This is a genomic window from Myxococcaceae bacterium JPH2 (genome assembly GCA_016458225.1).
Classification (GTDB): Bacteria; Myxococcota; Myxococcia; order Myxococcales; family Myxococcaceae; genus Citreicoccus.
This window is the reverse complement of the sequence record JAEMGR010000005.1, coordinates 462682-480370: the sequence shown is the minus strand read 5'-3', so window position 1 is coordinate 480370 and position 17689 is coordinate 462682. Positions and strand designations below refer to the sequence as shown.

Sequence of the window (17689 nt, the reverse complement as noted above, 5' to 3'; positions counted from 1 at the left end):
TGGGATGACTCAGTGGCCTTCGGCCTGGGGCACCGCCGGCGCGAGCGCTTCGGTCCGCTCCTCGGGCCGGCTCGCCGACAGCTTGCGGATGACGATGTAGAAGATGGGCGTCAGCACGAGGCCGAACAGCGTCACGCCCAGCATTCCGGCGAGCACCGCCACACCCATGGCCTGCCGCATCTCCGCGCCAGCGCCCGTGGCCCGAGCCAGCGGCACCACGCCCATGATGAACGCGATGGACGTCATCAGGATGGGCCGCAGGCGCAACCGGCACGCCTCCAGCGCCGCCTGGACCACGTCCACGCCTTCATCCTCCTGGGCGCGAGCGAACTCGACGATGAGGATGGCGTTCTTCGCCGCGAGGCCCACCAGCACCACCAGACCAATCTGGGTGAAGATGTTGTTGTCTCCCCCCACCCACCACACGCCCACCAGCGCGCTGAGAAGCGCGAGCGGCACGGTGAGGAGCACGGCCAGCGGCAGCGACCAGCTGTTGTACTGGGCCGCGAGGATGAGGAAGGCCAGCAGGATGGCGAGCGGGAAGACGAAGAGCCCCTCCTTGCCCGCGCGCTTCTCCTGGAACGTGAGGTCCGTCCACTCGAAGCCCACGCCCGCGGGCAGCGTCTGCGTCGCGATGCGCTCCATGGCCGCCACGGCCTGACCCGAGCTGACGCCCGGACGCGCCATGCCGATGAGGTCCGCCGAGGGGTAGCCGTTGTAGCGCGGCACCTGGTCCGGACCGAAGGCGGGCACCACCCTCACCAGCGAGGCGAGCGGGACCATCTCACCCTGGACGCTGCGCACCTGGAGCCGGCCAATGTCCTCCGGCTGCATGCGGAAGGGCGCGTCCGCCTGGACGTTCACCTGGTACGTGCGACCGAAGCGGTTGAAGTCGTTCACGTAGAGCGAGCCCAGGTGGATCTGCAGGGAGTCGAAGACCTCGGACAGCGGCACGCCCAGCGTCTTCGCCTTCACGCGGTCCACGTCCAGTCGGAACTGGGGCACGTTGACCTCGAAGCTGGACATCAACCCCATCAGCTCCGGCTGCGCGGAGGCGGCCTGCACGAGCGACTGGCTCGCGGCGTAGAGCGCGTCCGGGCCCAGGCCCGCGCGGTCCTCCAGTTGGAGCTTGAAGCCCGCGCGGTCACCCATGCCGGGCACGGGCGGCGGCTCGAACATGCCCGCGAACCCGTCCTGGATGGTGAAGAACTTGGCCTGCAGCCGGTGCGCGATGGCGGACGCGGAGAGGTCCTTCGTGGTGCGCTGCTCGAAGGGGTCCAACACCGTGAAGACGACGGCCGAGTTGGAGGCGCTGACGAAGCCGTTGATGGACATGCCGGAGAAGGCCACCACGTGGGCCACGCCCTTCTCCGCCATGGCAATCTCGGACATCTTCTTCACCACGGCGTCCGTCCGGTCGAGCGAGGCCGCCGGAGGAAGCTGGGCGATGCCCACCAGGTAGTACTTGTCCTGCATGGGCACGAAGCCCGTGGGCACGCGGTTGAAGCCCACCCACGTGAGCACGAGCAGGCCGGCGTAGACGGCGAGGACGAGCGCGCTGATGCGCACCAGCTTGCGCACCGTGCTCACGTAGCCGGACGAGGCCTTCTCGAAGAAGCGGTTGAACGGCCGGAACAGCCAGCCTCCGAACGCCCACGACATGAACCGCGTGAGGACGTCCTTCTTGTCGTGGTGGCCGCGCAAGAGCACGCCCGCCAGCGCGGGGCTGAGCGTGAGCGAGTTGAAGGCGGACAGCAGGGTGGAGATGGCGATGGTCAGCGCGAACTGCCGGTAGAACTGGCCGGTGAGGCCGCCCAGGAACGCGGTGGGGACGAACACGGCCGTCAGCACGGACGTGATGGCGATGATGGGGCCCGTCACCTCCGTCATGGCGCGGCGCGCGGCCTCCTTCGGCGTGGCCCCCAGCTCGATGTGTCGCTCGACGTTCTCCACCACCACGATGGCGTCATCCACCACGATGCCGATGGAGAGCACCAACCCGAAGAGCGACAGCGTGTTGAGCGAGAAGCCCAGCATGTGCATCGCCGCCGCCGTGCCCACCAGCGACACGGGCACCGCCGCCAGCGGGATGATGGAGGCGCGCCACGTCTGGAGGAAGAGCACCACCACCAGCACCACCAGGAACACCGCCTCCAGCAGCGTGCCCACCACGTTCTTGATGGAGGCGCGCACGAAGAGGGTCGGGTCGTAGGCGATCTGGTACTCCATGCCGGTGGGGAAGGACTGGCTCAGCTCGGCGACCTTCGCGCGCACCGCCGCGGAGACCTCGAGCGCGTTGGAGCCCGAGGCCTGGAGGATGCCGATGGCCACCGCGGGCTTGCCGTCCAACTGGCTGTGCAAGGCGTAGCTGCTGGCGCCCAGCTCCACGCGGGCCACGTCGCGCACGCGCGTCACCTGGCCGTCCGCGCCCACCCGCACCACGACGTCGCGGAACTGCTCCTCGTCGGTGAGGCGGCCCTGCGTGGTGACCGTCACCTGGAAGGGCGCGCTTGCGTCCGGCTGCTGTCCCAGCACGCCGGCGGCCACCTGCACGTTCTGCTCGCGGATGGCGTTGACCACGTCGTTGGCCGTGAGCTTGCGCGCGGCGAGCTTCTGAGGGTCCAGCCAGACGCGCATGCTGTACTCGCCGGCGCCCCACACCGCCACGCTGCCCACGCCCGGGATGCGCTGGAGGACGTCGCGCACCTGGAGCACCGCGTAGTTGGAGAGGTACAGCGGCTCCAGCTTCCCCTCCGGCGACACGAGGTGCACCACCATGAGGATGTCCGGGCTCGTCTTCTCGGTCGTGAGCCCCAGTCGCTGCACCTCGACCGGCAGGCGAGGCTGCGCGCGGGCCACGCGGTTCTGCACCTGCACCTGCGCGAGGTCCGCGTCCACGCCCTGCGCGAAGGTGACGGTCACGGACACGCGGCCGTCGCTGGTGGCCTGGGAGGACATGTAGAGCATGCCCTCGACGCCGTTGATCTCCTGCTCCAGCGGCGCGGCCACCGTCTCGGAGATGACGCCAGGGTTGGCGCCGGGGTAGGCCGCGCGCACCACCACGGTGGGCGGCGCGACGGCGGGGTACTCACTCAGCGGAAGCTGGGTGAGGGACAGGCCGCCGCCGATGAGCAGCAGCACGGACAACACGGCCGCGAAGATGGGCCGGTCTACGAAGAAGTGGGCGAACTTCATGGCTGACGACCCTCGGTGCTCGGCGTCTCGGCCATGGCGACCATCTTGGGCGTCACGGTCATTCCCGGCCGGGCGAAGCCCTTCAGGATGATGCGCTCACGCGGCGACAGGCCCTTGCGCACCACGCGCAGGCCGCTCTCGGTCGCGCCCAGCTCCACGCGCCGCTGCTCCACGGACTGGTCCGGGCGGACCACGTAGACGAAGCGGCCCTGCTGGTCGGTCCCCACCGCCTGCTCCTGGATGAGCAGGGTGGGCTGCGCGGTGGTCGTCTCCAGCCGCACGCGGGCGAAGAGGCCCGCGGTCAGCTTCCCGTCCGGGTTGGGGAGCACCGCCCGGGCGCGCGCGGTGCCGTTCTTGGAGTCCACGCGGTTGTCCAGGAAGTCGAGCCGGGCCTCATGAGGGAAGCCGTCCTCGCCCGTCAGCGCCACGCGCACCGGCGCGGGGGCCACGCGGCCATCGGCCCGGCGCCCCGCGGCGCCCGCGAAGCGAAGGTAGGTGGGCTCGTCCACGTCGAAGTAGACGTAGAGCGGATCCACCGAGACGATGGTCGTCAGGAGCGTGGCGTTGGCGTTGCCGCCGCTCACCAGGTTGCCCTGCGTCACGATGGCGTGACCGACCCGACCGCTGATGGGGGCGCGCACCCGCGTGTCGTGCACTTCGATTTCCGCCGCGCGCACGGCGGCCTTGGCCGCCTCCACCCGCGCGCCGCTCTGGGCCTTCTCGGCGGCGAAGACGTCGAAGTCACCCTGGGCGAGGGCCTGCTGGCCCACCAGGTGCTCGGCCCGCTCGAAGCGGCGCTCCGCCAGGGTGCGTGCCTCCTCGGCCTGGTGCAGGTCCGCCTGGGCGCGGGCGAGGGCGGCCTCGGCGACGCGCGAGTCCAGCTCGAAGAGGACCTGTCCGGACTTGACGATGCCGCCCTCGGTGAAGCGGACCGCCTCGATGTAGCCGCCCACGCGCGGGCGCAGCTCCACGCTCTGCACGGCGGCCAGCGCTCCGGTGAACTCGGCGTTCTCCGCCAGCGAGCGGGTCACGACCTCGGCCACGACGACCTCGGGCGGCGGGGGCTTGGCGGCCGTGGCGGTTGCCTGCCCGGTGCCCTCGTTGCTCGCGAGGACGATTCCTCCAACCACCAGGGGGACCGCGAGGGCCGCTCCCACCATCGTGTGTTTCGACAGCATGTGTGACTCCTGTTGCGTGACGGCGCGCGCGCAGAGAGGGTGTGCTCGCGCTCGCGAGCCTTCCTGCGGCCGTCACGAATCGCGCCACGAGCCGGGACTCATGGCGGGGCCATGCGAAAGCGCGCGCTTTCGTGGGGCCTTGGGGTTCTGGACAAGGGGGATTGCTTCAGGACCGGCGCAAAAGACGCGCTTCCTCGCGTTCCATTACACCGGGGACTGCGTCACCGCCGACGGGATGCCTGGGGGTTCAGATCTCGTCGCAACATGAGCGCCGACGTGCGAGCACCGGGCGGACCCGATGGGAACGTTCGGCTTCCTGCTCGGCCTCTCTGCGGTCCGAGGCAGGCGCCATCTGGCATTGAAAAAGGGGAGAAATTACGGCGCACCACATGCGCTCTAACTAAGACGGATCCCTCGAACGTCGCAACGCATTCCGCGTCCCGAGTTCGAGTCGTGTCGCGTTCTTCCAAGATGCACCCGGGCAATACGTGCGGCGATATGCGGACTTGACCTCGCAGCCCAGGATGAGAGCAGCCATGACACGCGCGGCGAAGAAGACGGCCCCGAAGGAATCCACCCAGGCGAAGGCGAAGGGGAGTGCGACGGCGAAGGCGGAGCTGCCCATCATCGGCTTCGCGACGCCCGATGACTGGTCCACCTGGCTGGCCGCGCACCATGACTCCTCGAAGGGCGTCTGGTTGAAGCTGGGAAAGAAGGGCTCCGGGCTGGCGTCCATCGACTATGCCCAGGCGCTCCAGGTGGCGCTGGCGTGGGGGTGGATTGACGGGCAGAAGCGCGCGCACGACGCGACGGCGTGGCTCCAGCGGTTCACGCCACGCGGGCCGAAGAGCATGTGGTCGCAAATCAACCGGGACAAGGCGCTGGCGCTCATCGCGTCCGGGGAGATGAAGCCCTCGGGGCTCGCCGAGGTCGAGCGAGCCCGGAAGGATGGACGGTGGGACGCGGCCTATGCCTCAGCGAGCAAGGCGGTGGTGTCCCCCGAGCTTCAAGCCGCCCTCGCGGCGAATCCGCGCGCGGAGAAGTTCTTCGCCGCGCTGGACGCGGCGAACCGGTACTCGGTGCTCCACCGCGTGAACACCGCGACGACGGACGAGACGCGGCAGCGGCGCATCGCTCGGCTGGTCGAGATGCTGGCGCGCCACGAGAAGATCCACCCGTAGCGCGCGGGCCGGGGTCAGCGCTTCGTGCCGCCGAACAGGGCCTTCGTCTGGGGCCAGCGTCCCCAGGCGATGAAGTCGAGCAGGAGGCAGAACACCGCGGGGCCCAGCGCGAAGATGGCCGGCGGGAGCACCAGCAGGTGCGTGAGCACCGCGCCCACCATGACGCCCGAGAGCCCCAGCGCGGCCAGTCCCGACAGGCGAGGGATGAGCAGCCCGAGGCCGCCCGCCATCTCCAGCGTGCCGGTGAGGTAGCGGAACCACTGCCCCAGGCCAATCTTGTCGAAGTTCTCCACCACCTCCGGCGTGGTCCGCAGCTTTCCGCTCCCGGCGAAGATGAACAGCACCGCGAACAAGACCTGGAGCACCCAGAGGGTGATGTTCAGGCCGCGACCGCGAGAGGGCGCGGCGGTGTCCAGGGACGTCGAGGAGGGGGCGGCGGACTGCGTCATGGGCTTGCTCCGAGGAAGGGGTGAGGCTCCGGGGAGACGTCGAATGAGTACGGAAGAAATCGACACGCCGGATTCACTTCTTGCCATCAGCCGGTCCCAGGCGCGACGGAGGCGCTCGGGCGCGGGGGCGTGAGGCGGGCTCGGAGCCAGCGGCGGGCTGGCTCCTCCACCTTCAGGAAGACCGCGAGCGAGACGACCAGGGTGGCCGCCACCGACAGCGCGCAGAAGAGTGGGGGGGAGGCCCGCTCGATGCCCAGGCCCACCAGCCGGTCCGCCACGCGCGCGTAATAGGCCAGCGGAATGTGGAGGATGTAGAGCGCGAAGCTGGCCTCGCCCAGGCGCACCGTCACGGGGTGCTCCAGGAACCGGGCGAGCGGACCGGCCCCGTGCGCAAGTGCCCAGATGAGCCCCGCGAACAGGGGCGTGAGGAGCGCGTCACGCAGGGGGAGCGTGGCCTCGGTCCAGGGCGGCAGCATCACGCCGAGGGCCAGGGCCACGGTGGCGAACGGGAGTCCCGCGGGCACGGGGCGCGCCTGGCCGTGGGCCTGCCTCAGCGCGAAGCCGCGCCCCATCACCACGCCCAACAGGAACTGCGCGAGCCGTGGCACGGGGTGGTACGCGCCCACGTGCCGCCACGTCTCCGAGGCGCCGAGCAGGCTGTCGGGGTGCGCGGCGAGCCAGCCATCCAAGCCCCATGCGGCGGAAGCGGTGAGCACGCCCACGAGCACCGTGGCGAGCGCGAGCGCGGCGAGTCCCAGCGGCCGGGCTCGGGCGACGGGCAGCGCGAGCAGGGGGAAGAGGGCGTAGAAGACGGCCTCGACGGAGAGGGACCAGCCGGGGCAGTTCCACTGGCACGCGAGCGACGGCGCCCAGGCCTGGGTGAGCGTGAAGACCGCGGTGCCCACGCTCGCGAGCCGTTGCAGCGCCTGCGTCGAGGCGCCCCCTTCCTGCCGGAGCACCGCGAGGAAGAAGGGCGGCGCGGCGAGCACCAGCCCCAGGAGATACACCGGATAGATGCGCGCGAAGCGTGCGGCCCAGAAGTCGCGGCGGGACACTCGGCCCGTGTCCGCTGCGCCCAGGTGGCTGTAGGCCAGCACGAACCCCGAGAGGATGAAGAACAGGGTGACGCTGGAGGGGCCGCCGTCGAGCAGCGAGATGGCCCACGATGGCAGGCCCTCGCGAGGGACGACGTGGAACGCCACCACGTGGAGGGCCGCGAAGAAGCGCAGCCCCGTGAGCGCATGCAGCGAGGGACGGGCCGTGGACGAGGATGTCACCGTGCTGGCCAGTCTGCCCCAACTCTGGCGCCAGGGAATCCGAGGCGCCTCGGTGAAGGGTCAGCTCGGTCGCGGGGCTGCCGGAACGTAGGTGAGGAAGACGACCCCGCTGGGGAGCGCGCGCGTCTCCTTCAGGTGCAGCGCGTGCGGCGCGAAGCCCGAGTCCACCAGCCGGATTCCCGAGCCCACGATGACGGGATTGAGCTTGATGATGAACACGTCAATCTCCGGAAGCAGCTCGGCGGCGAGCGCGCCTCCACCCACCAGCCAGAGGCCCAGCCCGGGCTGCTTCTTCAGCTCCCGCACCGTGGCGAGCGCATCCCGAGCGAACGTCACCGTGGGGTCGGGGCTCTTCTCCCCGGAGCGGGTGAACACGTAGTGCGCCAGGTGGGGATAGGCATTGGTGACCCCGGCGTCCAGGCCCACCTGGTACGAGCGCCGTCCCTCGAGCACCGTGTCGAAGTGCCGACCTGGGCCAGTGAGCCCGCGGTACGCGCGGTAGCCGGCGGGCAGTGCCTCCGGATACTCGGCCACGAGGGCGTCGAAGTAGTCCGGGGCCGCGGAGAAGAAGTCGAACGCCCCCTGGGGCGAGGCGATGAATCCATCCAACGAGCTGGCGACGAAGTAGGTGAGCTGTCTCAAGATTCCTCCGGTTCTGGGGCCCCTTTTTGCCTGAGAGCGCCTTCGTCCCACAGCAAATCCAAGAGGTCACGGCGCGGCCCGCCCACCCCACGAAGCGTGGCGAGGCCGCCGTTGGCATCGTTAAGTTTGTTTTGGCGGTCTCCCCTGTCTTTCCGCCAAGACGATGACTCCTGGAGCTGTTCGTGTTCTTTCACAGAGTTGGTGTGTTCTGGCTGGCGCTCCCCTCGCTCGCCCTGTTCGGTTCCGTGTCCGCCCTGGCGGCTGAATCGCTGGATGTCTCCTCCGTCAATCGGAGGGCCCCGCTGGCGGGTCTGCCGGATTGGTCCAAGGCGGGTTATCGCGGCGGGCAGAACCTGCCCGGTCCCGCGGACATCAACCCGGATGCCGCCTGTCAGGTGACCCCGGCCGAGCTGGCGACGACCTACGGCGTGGTGCCCAACGACGGGCTCGATGACACCGCGGGCCTGCAAGCCGCCATCGACATGCTGCGCACGAGCTGCTCGCCGAGCGCCTCGTACACGAAGCTGTCATTGCTGTCCTTGCCCGCGGGGCAGCTCGATGTGTCCAAGCAGCTTGCGGTGGACGCGGACTATCTCATCATCCGTGGCGCCGGCTCCGACCCCGCCACGGGCACGAAGCTCGTCTTCCGCCCCGACGCGGACACCCGCTACGACACGCTGACCTCGGACGGCGGTGATTGGGACGAGGATGGAATGACGTACGGGCAGGGCAAGGGCGGCTGGCTGTGGCCGGGACGCGGCCTGTTCCGGGTGCAGTCGCGCGGCGTCCACTCAGCCTATGCGAGTGATTACGCCTCCGCGCCCGCCAATCGGAAGGACCTCTTCGAAGGCACGGTGAACGTCCACTGGAAGGCGGGCGTGAAGCTGCGGGCCAAGCCCGGTGAGACTGGCTTTGCCGCGCGCACGGGCGACACCGTGGTGTACCTGGCCGCGAATGCGTCCACGCTGGCGGTGGGGCAGTACGTCAACATCCGCGCCGCCAATACCGTGGCGTTCTATGCGGAGCAGCAGGCGCTCCCCACCGACTACGCGCTGTCCAACCTGCACATGCGGCAGCAAATCTTCCGCATCGTGGCCGTGGACACGGCGAACAAGACGCTCACCGTGGACAAGCCCCTGGAGTACGACGTCCCGGTGACGTCCACCTCGGATGGCTCGGCGGCCATCGACGGCACGGTGTATGACTCCAAGGCGTCGCCGCTGGTGGACCCTGTCGTGGGCGTGGGCTTCGAGAGCCTGTACCTCACGCAGGAGGTGCCCGGCTTCACGCGCGCGGATGCCTTGCACAACTACGGCAACCTGGCGCCCGCGTATGCGATGAATGGGCTCGTGTTCAAGTGGGCCGTGGACTGCTGGGTCCGAGGCATCCGCACGGAGATGACCGGCTCGCACCCCATCGTCACGGAGGAGGCCAAGAACCTCCAGGTCGTGGACAACGTGCTCGATGGCGCGTGGAACAAGGGCAAGGGAGGCAATGGCTACTTCCGCGGCTCGCGTGTCTGGGATTCGCTCTATGTGGGCAACAGCTCGCGCAACCTGCGCCACTTCACGTTCCAGTGGTCCGCCTCGGACAACGTCGTGATTGGCAATGACTTCGACTCGGACCTGAACCTGCACGGCGGCTGGGAGCGCCGGAACCTCTTCGAGCGCAACACGAGCGCGGTGCCCTATGCGCACCGCTCGGGCAACTGCACCGCGAACTGCGGCGAGGAGGGCGGTGGCGGTCCGGATGACTCCAACTGGTTCCCCATCTGGTGGGGCGCGGGCAAGAAGGCCGTGAAGTGGTCTGGGGCGACGGGTCCCCAGAACGTCTTCTTTCACAACAGCCTGCGCAAGCAATTGGGCTCGGACTCCGCGCCGTACACGGACTTCTATTCCGAGACCGCGCGCGTCTATCAATTCGGCTGGTCGGGCTCGGGCTACCAGCACCTGGACATCGCCGGGACGCCCATCGCGGATTGGGCTCACCATGAGACGGCGGACTACTCCGGCGGACATGGCGTGGACGCGACGCGTACCGACTCGGAGGACTCTCTCTTCCTGCTCAGCGCAGGCACGCCGCCTCCGCCCGATACGACGCCCCCCACCGCCCCCACTTCGCTTCACGCGACCGCGGTGACCTCTTCGCAGGTCACCCTGGCGTGGGATGCCTCGACGGACAACGTGGCGGTCACCGGCTACGCCGTCAGCGCGGGCGGCGCGGTGCTCGCTTCCCCCAGCGGCACGGGTGTCACGCTGATGGGCCTGCTCCCCGCCACGACGTATGTCTTCACTGCCACCGCTCGGGATGCCGCGGGCAACGTGTCTCCGGCGAGCGCGAGCGTCAGCGTGACGACCGCGGCGGCCGCGTCCACGCTGGTCGCGCACTTTGCCTCCACGTCATCGTGGGCCAATGGCTACACGGGCCGTTACACCGTGGAGAACCTGGGCACGGCCTCCGTCACAGGGTGGCGTCTGGAGATGGACCTGCCGCCTGGGACGACGGCGCAGGGCCCGTTCTCCTGCACCATGACCCAGAGCGGGAACCACTACACGTTCCTCCCGGTGAGCTTCAACACGACCATCAAGGCCGGGGCGAGCAAGGACTTCGGCTTCACCACCGTGGGACTGGGATTGCCATTCAATTGCACGCTGAACGGCAACCCCTGTGAGTAACGCGTCTGCGGCTCAGAGCGTGGTCGACTGAGCCGAGGGCGCGGGCGTCGGCGCGGGCTGTGCCGCGGTACGGTAGTGGATGACCGTGCCGCGGATGTACTGCCCAAAGCCATTCACCTCGGTGATGACGCCATCCCCGCCCGCGGCGCAGACATGCGGCTGCGCCACGGCGCGGAACTCCGTGACGGAGCTCGGCAGACTCGTTGGATTCGAGCGCGCGGGGAGGTCGATGACGCCCAACTCGTCGAAGGGCCGGTCCGGGCGGGTCGTGATGATGTCGAACTGGCAGGTCGCCTCGCGCGCCGGGGCCGTGATGGAGGTGGTCTTGGCGTACTCGATTCTGGGGACACAGCCACCCGCCAGCAATCCAAGACATGCCCAAATCGCCCTGTTCAAGTTTGCCTTCATCCATTCCTTCTTTGGGTTGAGAAGCGGAACGGACATAACACCGGGGTTGGGATTGGGTAGCTGATTCAGTGGGAGCGGCAGCGCTGGCTGCGCCATGACGCACGCAGTCGCAGTGGGGACGGAGTTTTCTCTCGGGGATTCAGCGTACGCTCGGTGGATCCGTTGCTGCGCGTCCCGGGAGACTCCTGCATGAAGGTTCCGAGCCCGTTGTCTTGTCTATTGGCGTTGTCGCTGTCGTGGGGGAGTGTCGCGGGCGCCACCGAGCCCGAGGCGCCTGTCTCCGAGCCGCCGGCCGCCGCCGAGCCCGCGAGCCCGATGCCCGAGCCGCTGTTGCTCCCTCCTCAGACCCGCCTGTTCCTCTCCAGCCTCACGGTGGTTCGCTACAACCCGCTGGGCTTGGAGACGCAGAACCGGCTCGTCTATCAGCGCCGACTGTTTGACAGTTCGGAGCTGTTGTTTCGAGACACCTTCGCCAGCGCCGCCGCGAGCCTCAAGGCGAGCCCCGCCTACGTGAAGGTGGGCCCGATGCTGGAGCTTCAACCCCTGACGGTGCTCAACCTGCGCGCCGGCTACGAGTACGTCCGTTTCTTCGGAACGATGGGCTTCCTCCAGTCCTATCCGGGGCCCTTCCATGACTTCTCGGATGACGTGCGCGACGCGGGCCGCGACGGCGCGTACAGCACCTCCGGACACCACCTCCTCTTCGAGCCCACGCTGCAGGCGAAGGTGAAGTCCGTGGCGCTGCGCTCGAAGCTGGCCGTCGAGTACTGGAACGTCAACCTGAAGCAAGGCGAGGGCGGCACCTTCTACGACGCCACGCTCGACACCCTGGTGCCGGGCAAGGGCTGGGTGCTCGCCAATGACACGGACCTGCTCTTCCTGGGCGGAGAGTGGACGGTGGGGGCGCGCTTCAGCGCGGTGTGGCCGCGCTACGGCGAGGACGCCTCCCTGCCCGCCAACTTCGAGGGAAACAGCCACATGCGCGTGGGCCCGCTCGTGGCTTATTCGTTCCACACCCGGGAGAACTCTTCGTTCAACCGGCCCACGCTCCTCGTCATCGCGGGTTGGTATCTCCAGCACCCCAACCGCGCCGATGCGATGCCCTACCTGCTCGCTGGGTTCTCGTTCAGCTCGGACCTGATGCCGAGCCGACGGTGAGGCTCGGCGGGCTCAGAGGTCCTCGAACTTGGACTTCTTCTCGCGCTTCTTGAAGAAGAGCGCGGTGCGGCCCAGCAACTGCGCCAGCTCCGAGTGAGTTCCCTCGGAGATGCGCGCGGCGGCCTCGTGGCGCGTCTCGGGGCCCTCGTTGATCTTCACCTTGATGAGTTCGTGGTCGTTCAGCGCCTGCTCGACGGCGGCGATGACGCCCTCGGTGACGCCGGACTGGCCGACGAGGACCACCGGCTCCAGGTGATGGCCGATGGCGCGCAGTTGGCGCCGCTGCTTCCCGGTAAGGGACACGTCTGACTCCTTGAGGTTCGGGCCGGCGGCGAGCAAGGGGGCTCGCTCCGGCGAAAGGGGGCGCACCCTACTTCTTTTGGGTCGCCATGCGGATCTCCCGCATCGCGTCGATGTGGTCGGGCTGCAGCTCGACCGTTCGCTTGAAGTGCTTGAGGGCACTCGTGGCGTCCCCACAGAGCTTGGCGATGACGCCCAGGAAGTAGTGGGCGGGGGCGCACCGCTCATTGCGCTTGATGGCGTTCTGGATTTCCCGGAAAGCCTCGGGCTGGGCGGCCTTCTTGTCCGCCGCGGTGAAGAACCGGGCGTAGCCGCGCCAGGCGTAGAACTCGGCCTCCTCGGCGTTGAGCTTGATGGCCTCGTCCAGCATCTTCACGGCCTCGGGGAACTTGCGGGCCTTGACGAGGATGCAGGACTTCTGGAAGAGCTCCTCGGCCATGAGGATGGACTGGACGTCCACCTCGTTGCCGGCGCCGCCGCTCTTGAGTTCCTCGAGGTAGTTGGCGCGGCTCTTGTCGTCGCTGAGCGTCCGGTAGGCGTCGCCGATGTACGCGAAGACCTCGGCCTTGAGCTTCTCCAGCTCGGGCGGCGCGCCCTGCGGCAGGGTGTCCGGGTGGTACTGCTTGGCGAGCCGGAAGTACGCCAGCTTCACCGGTCCCGCCTCGGTCTGCTCGGACAGCCCGAGCCGCTGGAAGTGGTTCTGCTGCTTCATCGCCGTGGCGAGCTGGCGCAGCGCGGGGATCTCCTCGGCGCCCGGTCCTGAGGCCGCCGCTGCGGCTGGGGCGGGGGCACTGGGGCTGGTGACCACGGGCGGGGCAGGGCGCGCCGGGGCGCTTGGAGGCGTGCCGGGACGCGCGGCGCCTGGGCCGGCGGTGGGGGCTGCGGCTGGAGCGGTCGCGGGGCGAGCGGCACCGGGCGTGGCACCTGGACCTGCGGCGGGGCGTGCGGCGCCTGGGCCCGCGGCGGGGGCGGCTCCGGGACCTGCTGTGGGACGCGCGGCTCCTGGCGCCGCTGCTGCGGGACGGGCGCCTGGACCCGCGGTGGGGGCTGCTCCTGGTCCGGCGGTGGGACCCGCTGCGGGCCTCGCGACGCCTGGGCCCGCGGTGGGGGCGGCGCCCTGGTTCGTGGAGGGGCTTGCCGCGCCTGGACCTGTGCCGGGACGTGTCGTGCCGGGGCTCGCGGCGGGCTGGGGGCCTGGGCTCGCGACTCCTGCCGTGGAGGGCTGGGCCGCCGTGGCGTCCGCGACCGCGGGCGTCCGGTTCGGCGCGGCGAACGAGACCGCGTCCAGCTCCTTCAGGAGGAACGCGAGCCGCAGCAGGTGGTCCGCGTCCTGCGGGAAGTCGGTGAGGAGCTGCGCCACGGAGCGCACGCCGTCGATGACGGACAGGGCTCGGACCTCGTGCGGCGTCAAGCGCAGGTCGGTGGCGGCGACGATTCCCCCCGACTTCATGATGGGGAGCTGCATCACGGCGGCCAGCCGGCGCTTGAGGTCCGCAGGTGGAAGCCTCCGCACGGCATCGCTCAGCACGGCCCACCGGTTGCCGAGCGGCATCGCCTTGGCGCCGGGCAGCTCCTTGGGCTCGAAGGTGAAGGTTCCCGCCTCGGCGCGGAGGGCCCTCGTGAGGAGGAGCTGCGCGCGCTGCGTGAGGTGCGTGAACGCCGTCGCGGGCTGCAACAGGCCCAGACCAAAGAGCGCGGTCAGCAGGTCTCCACCGAAGCGATCGCGAGCCGCGTCCGCCTGATGAAGCTGCTCCCCGGTGATGAGCTTCGCGCCCATGAGCGAGGTGCCCAGCGCGTCATCCGCATGCGACGAGTCGACGAACTCGGGGTTGCCCTTGCGGAAGTGGATGAGCTGCGTGCGGTCCGCCAGCGTGAGCGTGAGCAGGCCCGTGTGCTCGCCCGCGCCAATGCGTCCGTAGAGGCGAATGGGCGAGTGCTGCTCGAGCCGTCCTTGTGAAGGCGGCGCGAGGGGGGACTCGCTGTCGGGAACGACGGCCGGGGGCTCCGCGGGCGCGACCGTGGGGCTGCTCGCGGGCGCGGGCGGGCGCGCGGTCGCGGTGGGGACGGGCGGATTCGCGGCCGCTGGGGGCGCGACGGGAGGACTCGCTGGCGCGGGCGGACGGGCCGCCGCGGTGGGGGGGACGGGAGCGGTCGGAGCGCGGGTGGCCGCGACGGCGGGATGTGGCGGGCGGGGCGCTGTTCCGGGCGCGCCAGCCCGGGCCGCGTTGGGGGGCAGGGGACCGGAAGCGGGGCGCGTGACGCCGGGGCCCGCGACTGGCGCGGCGCCTCGGGGAGCACCGGGGGCAGCGCCAGGTCTCGCCGCCGTGCCGGGGCCTGCCATGGGCGCAGCGCCGGGACCCGCGACGGGAGCCGCACCCGGGCCCGCCATCGGAATCGAGCCAGGACCCGCGACTGGTGCGGCACCTGGGCCCGCCATCGGCATGGCGCCGGGACCCGCGCCGGGGCCCGTCATCGGCATGGCACCGGGACGCGCGCCGGGCCCCGCCATGGGCGCACCCGCGGGACCTGTCATCGGCGCCGCGACCGGGGCGGCACCGGGGCCCGCCATCGGCATGGCGCCCATTCCCGACGCCATGGCTCCAGCGCTGGTGGGAACCGGGGTGTGCCCGATGGGCGCGACAGCGCGGGCGGTGCTGGTGGCCTGGGCGGTGGCCGCGCCCGCGTCTCCCCACATCTCTCGCGGGAAGACGTCTCGGACATCCGGGAAGCGCCACGGGAAGGCGAAGTTGAGCCCGTCCTCGGAGACCTGGAGCGTGCCCTTGATGGAGCCGCTGTCGACGAGCAACTCGATGGTGGGCGGGGTCAGGGGCCCCCAGACGGTGCCCCGATCGTTTCGGACCCAGTACTGCCGGACCTCACCCTCCGCCATGCGCGGCTCCACTCCCGTGTCGAGTCATCGAAACCTATCGCTCCCGTCCTGCGGCTCAAAGCGGCTGTGGGGCCAGATTGCCTCACCCTCGGTCAGGGCGCGGCGCCCTCCAGCGCGGCCATGCCCACCACGGCAAGGCATGCGGGGTCGCCCTGCGGCTCCGCGGGCGGATCAAAGCAGTACACCTCACTGTCGAAAACCTTGCAGACCCCCGCTGGCGTCGCCGCGCATGCCACCTTCGAGAAGGCCACCGTGCACGTGTAGCCGCACACCGGGCCGCTCTCGCTGATCCGACACGTGGGCGCGGGGATGGCCTTGCCCCAGGCACACAGCGCCGCGGGCGTCGGGTCGAAGCAGGTGACCGTGCCGTTCTGGGCCTTGCACACGCCCGCGGGGGTCTTCGCGCAGCGCACGCCCTCGGGCGCGGAGACGCAGTTGTAGCCACACGCGGACTGCATGCCGTTGCTGCGGCACTCGGCCTTGGGCGCCTCCTTGCCGTAGACGGCGAAGACGGCGGCGGGCGGATCAAAGCAGGTGATGTCGCCGTTGCGCGCCTTGCAGAGGCCCACGGGTGTGCTCGCGCACTTCACCTTGCCGAACTCGGTGGCGCAGCCGTAGCCGCACGCCACCACGCCGTCGATGGTCTTGCACTCGGGCTCGGGCAGCGCGGCTCCGTAGGCCTTCACCGCGTAGGCCGGCGGGTCGAAGCACACGACCTGTCCATCCAACACCTGGCAGCGGCCCTGCTGCGTGCGAGCGCAGCGCACCCGCTGTCCGTCCGACTTGCACCCATAGCCGCATGACACATGTCCATCCAACGAGCGGCAGGTGGCCTGCGAGGGGTCGGGCGGCGTCGGGGGCGCGGCCAGCGTCAGCGCCAGCACGGTGACCAGGGTGGAGAGCATGGGGGCATTGACGCCCAAGGCGTGCTCGGGCGCAAGCAACCGACCAGGACGCTGGAGGCCGGGCGTGATACTCGGGCCGCCGCCTGCGTGGTGGAGGTGGACCCCGGTGGATGTGGACATCAGCGCGCTGAAGCTCCTCCTGCTGTGCCTGGCCGCGCTGTGCGCTGGACTCGTGGATGCCATCGCGGGAGGCGGCGGGCTCATCACCTTGCCAGCGCTGCTGACCGCGGGCCTGCCGGTGCACATGGCCTTTGGCACCAACAAGGGCCAGTCCGTGTTCGGCTCGTTCGCGGCCCTGGTGCGCTTCGCGCGCGCCGGGCTGGTGGACGGGAAGCTGGCGCAGGTGACGTTTCCCTCCAGCTTGCTGGGCGCGCTCATGGGCGCGGGGCTGTTGCTCCTGGTGAAGCCCGAGGTGCTCAAGCCCCTGGTGCTCGTGCTGCTCATCGCGGTGGCCCTCTTCCTCGCCTTCCGCAAGCAGCCCTCAGGGGCGGAGCACCCCGAGCCCACGCCGCGCGCTCGCGCCCAGGCGGTGGGCGCGCTCATCGCGCTCGTGATGGGGACCTACGACGGGTTCTTCGGCCCCGGCGTCGGGACGTTCCTCATCGTCGCGTTCTCGTCGCTCTTGGGGCACTCGCTGGCCCGGGCCTCGGCGGACGCGAAGGTGGTCAACTTCGCCTCCAACCTGGCCTCGATGACGTTGTTCGCGCTGAAGGGCGTGGTGCTGTGGCGCGTGGCGCTGCCCATGGCCGCCGCGCAGTTCTCTGGCGCGTGGATGGGCGCGCACCTGGCCGTGAAGGGCGGCGACCGGCTGGTGCGCCGCGTGGTGCTCGGCGTGGTGGTGGCGCTGGTGCTGAAGCTCGGCCGAGACGTGCTGCTCGGCTGAGCCCGCGCGGAACGTCAGCCGATGTGCACGAGCAGCGCGTCCCCGCGCCGGGCCACGGCCGCGGCGAACTTCCGCAGCTCGTCGAAGTAGGACAGCAGCTCCTCCAGCGGATCCACGCCGTCCTCCAGCGTCTCCTCGTCCCAGGTGCCCGGGTAGATGTCCTGGGCCTGCAGCGCCTCCGGGTCGAAGCGCTGGCGCAGCGTGGCGGGGCTCAAGGTCTTCAGCGCGTCCGCCAGGTGCTTCACCTGGGCCGGCGCGAGGATGCGCGCCGTGCCCTCGTCCGAGGGGATGTCTCCCACGTCCTCGCCGCCGCGCACCAGGAAGTCGAGGGGCGCGGTGCCCTCCCACGGCGTACCCGTCAGCAGGTACTGGAGCCCGTGCCACGCCTCGCCGATGTCCAGCTCGAGGAAGGTGGCGCCGCGCGCATCGCCGAAGTCCTCCTCGTCATCGAGGAAGGCCTCCAGCCGCCCGGGGGCAGTGAGCAGCGCCTGTCGCTGCGCGTCCGTGGCGCTGCGCAGGGTGCAGAGCATCTCCATCCCGATGACCTC

14 protein-coding genes are annotated in these 17689 nt (G+C 70.1%); 4 read left to right on the top strand and 10 right to left on the bottom strand.

The window, feature by feature from the left end; translation table 11 throughout:
- Window positions 1–9: 9 nt before the first annotated feature.
- Window positions 10–3195: an efflux RND transporter permease subunit gene (locus JGU66_10900; protein MBJ6761273.1), complete on the bottom strand. Its 3186-nt coding sequence runs from the start codon at window positions 3193–3195 to the stop codon at window positions 10–12.
- Window positions 3192–4373 (bottom strand): efflux RND transporter periplasmic adaptor subunit, encoded by a 1182-nt coding sequence (locus tag JGU66_10895; protein MBJ6761272.1) that lies wholly within the window; start codon window positions 4371–4373, stop codon window positions 3192–3194. Before JGU66_10895 ends, JGU66_10900 begins: the two co-directional genes overlap by 4 nt.
- A 536-nt stretch (window positions 4374–4909) precedes the next feature.
- Here JGU66_10895 and JGU66_10890 point away from each other — a divergent pair.
- Complete coding sequence (locus JGU66_10890; protein MBJ6761271.1) at window positions 4910–5554, top strand: YdeI/OmpD-associated family protein; 645 nt, start codon at window positions 4910–4912, stop codon at window positions 5552–5554.
- A gap of 14 nt (window positions 5555–5568) precedes the next feature.
- Here JGU66_10890 and JGU66_10885 read toward each other — a convergent pair whose 3' ends face one another.
- From JGU66_10885 to JGU66_10875, 3 genes are all read right to left on the bottom strand, one after another.
- A complete protein-coding gene (locus tag JGU66_10885; protein MBJ6761270.1) occupies window positions 5569–6003 on the bottom strand; it encodes a DoxX family protein in 435 nt (144 codons plus the stop codon).
- 86 nt (window positions 6004–6089) lie between these two features.
- Window positions 6090–7280 (bottom strand): acyltransferase, encoded by a 1191-nt coding sequence (locus JGU66_10880; protein ID MBJ6761269.1) that lies wholly within the window; start codon window positions 7278–7280, stop codon window positions 6090–6092.
- Between the two features lie 60 nt (window positions 7281–7340).
- Window positions 7341–7922 carry a dihydrofolate reductase family protein gene (locus tag JGU66_10875; protein ID MBJ6761268.1) on the bottom strand — a complete coding sequence of 194 codons (582 nt, stop codon included), beginning with the start codon at window positions 7920–7922 and terminating at the stop codon, window positions 7341–7343.
- Window positions 7923–8104: 182 nt separating this feature from the next.
- On the opposite strand from JGU66_10875, the gene JGU66_10870 reads away from it, so the two are divergent.
- Window positions 8105–10597: a cellulose binding domain-containing protein gene (locus JGU66_10870; protein ID MBJ6761267.1), complete on the top strand. Its 2493-nt coding sequence runs from the start codon at window positions 8105–8107 to the stop codon at window positions 10595–10597.
- Between the two features lie 12 nt (window positions 10598–10609).
- On the opposite strand, the gene JGU66_10865 is transcribed toward JGU66_10870, so the two are convergent.
- A complete protein-coding gene (locus tag JGU66_10865) occupies window positions 10610–10993 on the bottom strand; it encodes a hypothetical protein (protein MBJ6761266.1) in 384 nt (127 codons plus the stop codon).
- A 201-nt stretch (window positions 10994–11194) separates the two neighbouring features.
- Here JGU66_10865 and JGU66_10860 point away from each other — a divergent pair, with 201 nt between their 5' ends.
- Complete coding sequence (locus JGU66_10860) at window positions 11195–12163, top strand: hypothetical protein (GenBank protein ID MBJ6761265.1); 969 nt, start codon at window positions 11195–11197, stop codon at window positions 12161–12163.
- A 12-nt stretch (window positions 12164–12175) separates the two neighbouring features.
- Here the strand turns inward: JGU66_10860 and yhbY are convergent, their stop codons facing one another.
- The 3 genes from yhbY to JGU66_10845 form a co-directional block, all read right to left on the bottom strand.
- Window positions 12176–12466: a ribosome assembly RNA-binding protein YhbY gene (gene yhbY, locus JGU66_10855; GenBank protein MBJ6761264.1), complete on the bottom strand. Its 291-nt coding sequence runs from the start codon at window positions 12464–12466 to the stop codon at window positions 12176–12178.
- A gap of 67 nt (window positions 12467–12533) precedes the next feature.
- Window positions 12534–15353 carry a DnaJ domain-containing protein gene (locus JGU66_10850; GenBank protein MBJ6761263.1) on the bottom strand — a complete coding sequence of 940 codons (2820 nt, stop codon included), beginning with the start codon at window positions 15351–15353 and terminating at the stop codon, window positions 12534–12536.
- A gap of 92 nt (window positions 15354–15445) precedes the next feature.
- Window positions 15446–16258, bottom strand: coding sequence for a hypothetical protein (locus JGU66_10845; GenBank protein MBJ6761262.1), 813 nt, complete (start codon window positions 16256–16258; stop codon window positions 15446–15448).
- Between JGU66_10845 and JGU66_10840 the strand changes: the two genes are divergently transcribed.
- Complete coding sequence (locus JGU66_10840; GenBank protein ID MBJ6761261.1) at window positions 16257–17141, top strand: TSUP family transporter; 885 nt, start codon at window positions 16257–16259, stop codon at window positions 17139–17141. The genes JGU66_10845 and JGU66_10840 overlap by 2 nt on opposite strands.
- 14 nt (window positions 17142–17155) lie before the next feature.
- Here the strand turns inward: JGU66_10840 and JGU66_10835 are convergent, their stop codons facing one another.
- Entirely contained in the window at window positions 17156–17677 is a 522-nt protein-coding gene (locus tag JGU66_10835; protein MBJ6761260.1) for a YfbM family protein, read from the bottom strand.
- Window positions 17678–17689: the final 12 nt, after the last annotated feature.